Origin of the sequence: Microcoleus sp. C2D2 (assembly GCF_036702495.1) — a bacterium.
Taxonomy (GTDB): domain Bacteria; phylum Cyanobacteriota; class Cyanobacteriia; order Cyanobacteriales; family Microcoleaceae; genus Microcoleus.
In genome coordinates this window covers 1-5,197 of the sequence record NZ_JAUBTO010000278.1, presented here as the reverse complement: position 1 = coordinate 5,197, position 5,197 = coordinate 1, and the positions used below count along the sequence as shown (strand labels likewise).

At 48.0% G+C, this 5,197-nt stretch carries 3 protein-coding genes; 1 reads left to right on the top strand and 2 read right to left on the bottom strand.

Annotation, left to right across the window (positions count from 1 at the left end; all coding sequences use genetic code 11):
• Window positions 1-527: 527 nt before the first annotated feature.
• The gene (locus QUB61_RS37670; protein ID WP_333136337.1) at window positions 528-893 is read right to left on the bottom strand and encodes a hypothetical protein; all 366 of its coding nucleotides are present in this window, start codon (window positions 891-893) and stop codon (window positions 528-530) included.
• 289 nt (window positions 894-1,182) lie between these two features.
• On the opposite strand from QUB61_RS37670, the gene QUB61_RS37665 reads away from it, so the two are divergent.
• A complete protein-coding gene (locus QUB61_RS37665) occupies window positions 1,183-4,164 on the top strand; it encodes a DUF3987 domain-containing protein (RefSeq protein ID WP_333136339.1) in 2,982 nt (993 codons plus the stop codon).
• Between the two features lie 29 nt (window positions 4,165-4,193).
• Here QUB61_RS37665 and QUB61_RS37660 read toward each other — a convergent pair.
• The coding region (locus QUB61_RS37660) for a transposase (RefSeq protein ID WP_333136342.1) at window positions 4,194-5,197 on the bottom strand (1,004 nt) is incomplete at its 5' end.

Below are 5,197 nucleotides of genomic sequence, written 5' to 3'. Positions count from 1 at the left end.
TCTGGCTTTTCGCTCATCTGACTACATTACCATATTTTTGGGCTCTCTGCGGAACTATTTTTTACCTGAATCCTTACTCTGCCCGCACAATAGGAATCAGTAGTTGCATCATTTCGTAATTTTATAGAACTTCTTTAGGGATACCGTTGAGACGATGCAATTCATGCAACAATTCCGGTTCTGACAGAGCGTGCATTGGCTATGGATCGGGAATGTGAGGTGCAAGGCTAGCGGATGCGACTGCTAAAAATTGGTAACTCGCTAAGTAGGACTCAGATTTTCGCAAACAATTAGGCCTACCACCAGAGACCTCAATAACAAATAAGTATCAATTAGGAACAAATCTAGTGAAGAAATGGTAGTTGTAGTTGATAAATAACTACTTTTTGTTGCTATATTTGGGTAAATTAAGTAGTTAAATTAATTCCATATCACACTAAATATTAATTTTCATTAAATATGAATTTTGCAGGTATAAAATTATTAAAAATTTGGCGCTACATCTATTATCTTAGAGTGCTACCATTTTAGCGATGGAACTCCATCAACGCACTTGTTGCATAAATTGATGGATGGTCAACTGATTTCCAGCAACGCGCGATCGCCATCAACAATTCAGGAATATCCTCAGCAGAAATCTCCTTAATTGCATTCTCCACACCCGCTCCTTCCACCAGCTCCCCAGCTACCAGCGAACAAAAATGTTTGCGTGCTCCCGGAGCAATCTTCTGCATCGCCTGCAACAGGTTGTCGAGCATCTCGTCAGTTACACCCTTCTTGCCGTGCCTAAACTGCGACACAAGACTCTCGCTGACCCCAGCAACTCGAGCTAGGGCTTTGCCACTGATGTCATAACGTTTCAAAGTATTGTGGAAGGCTTCATAAATTAGCATTAAGATTTGTCACCTTAATTCACTGTGGGTGAATCTAGATTTACTATTGGTAAATGATTGGGGTCAAAATGGAGGTTTTTGATGAAGACTGACCTGCATCCACAGCTGCATAAAGCTTTTTGGCTGGGGAGGCAAAATTGGATGCTATTTAACTTTAGCAAAATTAGGAGGTTTGCCAACACAGATTGCCAAATTTTTAGCAAAAACTTCTCGGTAACCCTCGCAGGGACTTGGAAGATGTCAAAACAGGCATCGCCCAATTCCTCTCATATCGCTTGGAGGTGCACCGATGAGCGACATTAATCAGGCTCCCCAGACGATCGCCCAGACAATCGACTGGCTCCACAATTGCTTGGGCAGACCTGCGCTGCCGGAATGTCCCAAGGAATGCGAAAGGGACTGCAACGTTCCCGGAGGCAAAGCGCCTGCTTGGATAAACCAGAAAGGAAAAGCAGTCAAAGTCAGTTGGAAACCCTATCAAAAGCAATTGCCAACTCAGGCAAACTTAGCGAAGTGGTTCGCCCGCACCACTGGCATCGGCACTCTCGGCGGCGGACCTAATACACAGGGCCACTACATCGCCTTTGTCGATCTAGATCGTAAAGAAAAAGTCTTCTCCTCGCCACAAGCTTTTGAGGCGCGCCTTGAACAGTGGTTCAACGACTACCCCCTCCTGAATGTCGCCCCTCGATTTCGCACCCCTTCGGGCGGATACCGAGTCATTCTCGCCTTCACAGAAGAACCAGATTGGACAGCCTTCAGCCTAGATCGAGACAGGTCCCGAATGGGCGAACTGCTTGCCCGAAACGGCGGTCACACCCTGCTGCCCCCTACTGTCGGCGCGAACGGCATCCCATACCGCTGGGAGTATTTTGTTGCATATCCGCCTACAGTTGCCAAACCGGAAGATGTTGGTATTTACCCAACACGGCAACAGCACCCGTCTGTTCCTGCCAACACCTCGCCCCGTTCTGTAGGAAGTTACGTCCCCGGCGCAATTCGCCTAGAAGACCTCATCTCCCCCCGCACCCTTGAAATTTTGACAGGTGGTGCCAAAACAGGCGATCGCTCCGACGCCCTGACCGCTCTCGCCTCCGAATGTTACGGCTGGGAAGAGTTCTGCCACCGCTACAGTATCTCCTACTCCGGCACCACTGAAATCTTAGCCGAGTACGCCTGGGGGCAAATGGAAGACAGCAGCCGAGATCCCTACAAATGGCAGCGCATCCTCAAAACCATTAGCCCCTCCGCTTGCCAAACCGCCGCCGAATATCACAGCGGAGACTCTGAAAATTGCTGGAAAAAGATTTACCGGCTGGATCGAGAAACCTTCCAGGCTTCATGCCCCCCTCACATTAAAGACAGGATTTTAGGAGAATGGGGTATCGACAAGCGCCCCAGGGCATCACCGACCGCGAGCCAGCAGCAGCTCAATTCTCAAAAGTTACAAGCAGATGCGCCAGAGAGCATCCCGCCAAACAACGGTGAGGTTACAGATAATTTTTACCCGCCGGATTCTGACAGCAAACAGAAAGAAAACCTGCTCCTCAAATATATCGATCGGCTCCTGGAACGGGGCAACATTCCCCTGTCAGAACGAAGATCCGAGTGCGCCCAAATCGCTCAAGCTTTGGAACTCGACCCCAAATACGTCGAACAAATCGTTTTAACCCGACTGCAAGAATGGCAGTTCGCAGAAGTCGAAAGCGAAAAAACCCTTATTGAAGATTTAGTTAGCAAGCGCAAGCAGAGTCTCGACTTGCACCAAATTTTACCGCTTGAAATTGCCTGCATCCTGGCACAAATCGCTGCTGCAATGCCCACCAGCGCCGAACACCTGATGACAGTAGGTTGGTCAACCTTCGGCTGCGCGATCGGCACGGCCGCTGAAATTGTTGCTTGGCCTGGATTCAGACAAAAGTCCTGCGTGCTGTGGACAATCAGCACCGCCCGGTCGGGGAAGCTTAAAAGTCAAACTCAAGAAGTTATGGTCAACCCCATCCGGCTCTTGCAGCAGGATGCCAACAGCGAATACTGCATTGCCCTCAAAAGCTACAAAGAAGCACAAAAAGCCACCCAGCAAAATCGAGACTCTGACAGCCCGCCAGAAGAACTCCCGCCCCCACCCGTTCCTCGCGAGTATTGGGTCGAACACATCACCGTAGAAGCCCTGATCCGCACCATCAACGAAAATCCGCGCGGCTTCCTCGTCCACCGCGACGAAATCGACGGCTTCTTCAAAGCCCTCAACAAATATCGGGCTGGCAAGGGGGACGACGAAGCCTTTTACCTCACCCTCAACAACGGCGGCGGTCCCAAAGTCATCCTCATTGACCGCGATCGTCGAGTCGAGGTGGAGAGGTCGTGCGTCCCCATCACCGGCACCATCCAGCGCAAGACGCTTGACGAAGAGATGACGCCCCGCAAAATTTCCAGCGGCTGGATGGCCCGGTGGGTAATCTGCTTGGCCCAGATGCCCAAACGGCGGCGGACGCGACTGCCCTACCCCGACATTGACGCCTTTCTCAAAGACATCTACCACAAACTTTCCGTCCTCAAAATGCACTATCGTCCCGTTCAAAATGAGGAGACAGGCGAAGTGCTCAGAGATGAAACGAACCGCACTGTTTACCAGGGTTTTCCGATCACTTACCACCTCAGCGACTCCGCAGCCGACTACTACGAACAGCACTTTTTCAACCCGATGGTCGAGCGCGAAGAAGCTGAACTGAATGAAGGCTTCCAGCTAGCCATGTCCAAGTGGAGCGGGTACTGCCTGCGGATTGCCCTCATCCTGCACTGCTTGCACGAAATCTGCAAGTTAAAAAACCCGGACGGCACTCTCAAAACTTACTTGCAGTTGAAAGAAGAGTGGAAGCTCTCAGGCGGGGAACGTTCCGACAAGCCTTTTGAGATTGAAATTCCTACCTCGATTGGGGCCGACATCATTCAAAAGGCGATCGTCACCAGCTACTTCTACATCAACCAAGCTGAAGTGCTTTACAAAGGGCAGCAGCAAGATGAGGACGATACAGTCCCGGTCATCCAGAAACTGATTCAGAAATCAGAAGAGTTGCGGGACACGGTTGCTGAAGGTTGGATCAGCACCCGCGAAGCATACCGCAACTGTCGCGAACTCGTTGCAGGAGCTAAACTGCGCCAGATGTCGAACACCGACTTTACGGCTGCGGTCTTCAACCAAATGGTTTCGATGAACCTCGGTGAAACGAAAAAGGTCGGCAAGTCTTTCAAGTGGCGCATTTTAAGTTGACACTCCCCGGTCTAAAGACACGGGGATTCTTAAGACATTGCAGCCTTAATATCCCTATTGCTAGGGTTCCCAAACTCACCACGTTTGCTCTTTGAGCGTGATGATATCTTTTGGGCGTTTAGGTGACTAGCACCAAGTTTCGCGGAGTCCCCACGTACTATTTCTAAAGCTCGATCTCTGATAGTTTTTGCAGCCCCAATATCGGCGTGTTCATGGTAACCACATTTGGTACAAATGAACTTTTCGCCGTTTCTATTTAATTTGTCAATATGACCACAATTCCTGCATTCTTGGCTGGAGTGTTTAGGATTAACTTTAATCACAATCTTTCCTTGCTTCACAGCGAGATACTCGATTTTTAAAATTAACTTACCCCAACTTGCATCAGAAATCGAACGGTTTAAACTTTTTTTCCTAGATTGTCCGTTTTTAAGAAATCTTCCTGTCTTCTCATCAACTTTTACCTTGCACCGTCGCAACATCCCAGAGATGTTTAAATCTTCTAAAGCGATAGCATCAATTTTACGAGATACAATTTTATTCGCTGTCTTCCACTGGTGAGTCTCACGTTTGTTACTAATTCTTTGGTGTAACAGTCCTACTATTTTCGCAGCTTTTTTGCGATTTTTACTACCTTTGACTTTACGGTTAACCCTTCGCTGTCTGATTTTTAAAATACGTCTAACTTTTTTAGACGTTGAAAATTTGGGATTTTGAATCTGAGATCCATCAGACAAATGAACTAACTTAGTGATTCCAAAATCACATCCAATTACTTTGACTACTTCACTTAGAGGTTTAGCAATGTAGTCCGGTACATTTTTGTCTTCTATTCTGAGAGAAATATACCAACCATCTTGACGTTTTCTAACAGCGACAGCCTTTATTGTAAAACCATGAGGGATTGGACGCGAATTGTGAAAACGCATCCATCCTAGTTTAGGATGGTAAATTTTATGTATCCGCTCAATAAATCGGGGTAACAGCAAAAAAGAAGGTTCACAATCTAGGCACAGCATGGTAGAATATAAAG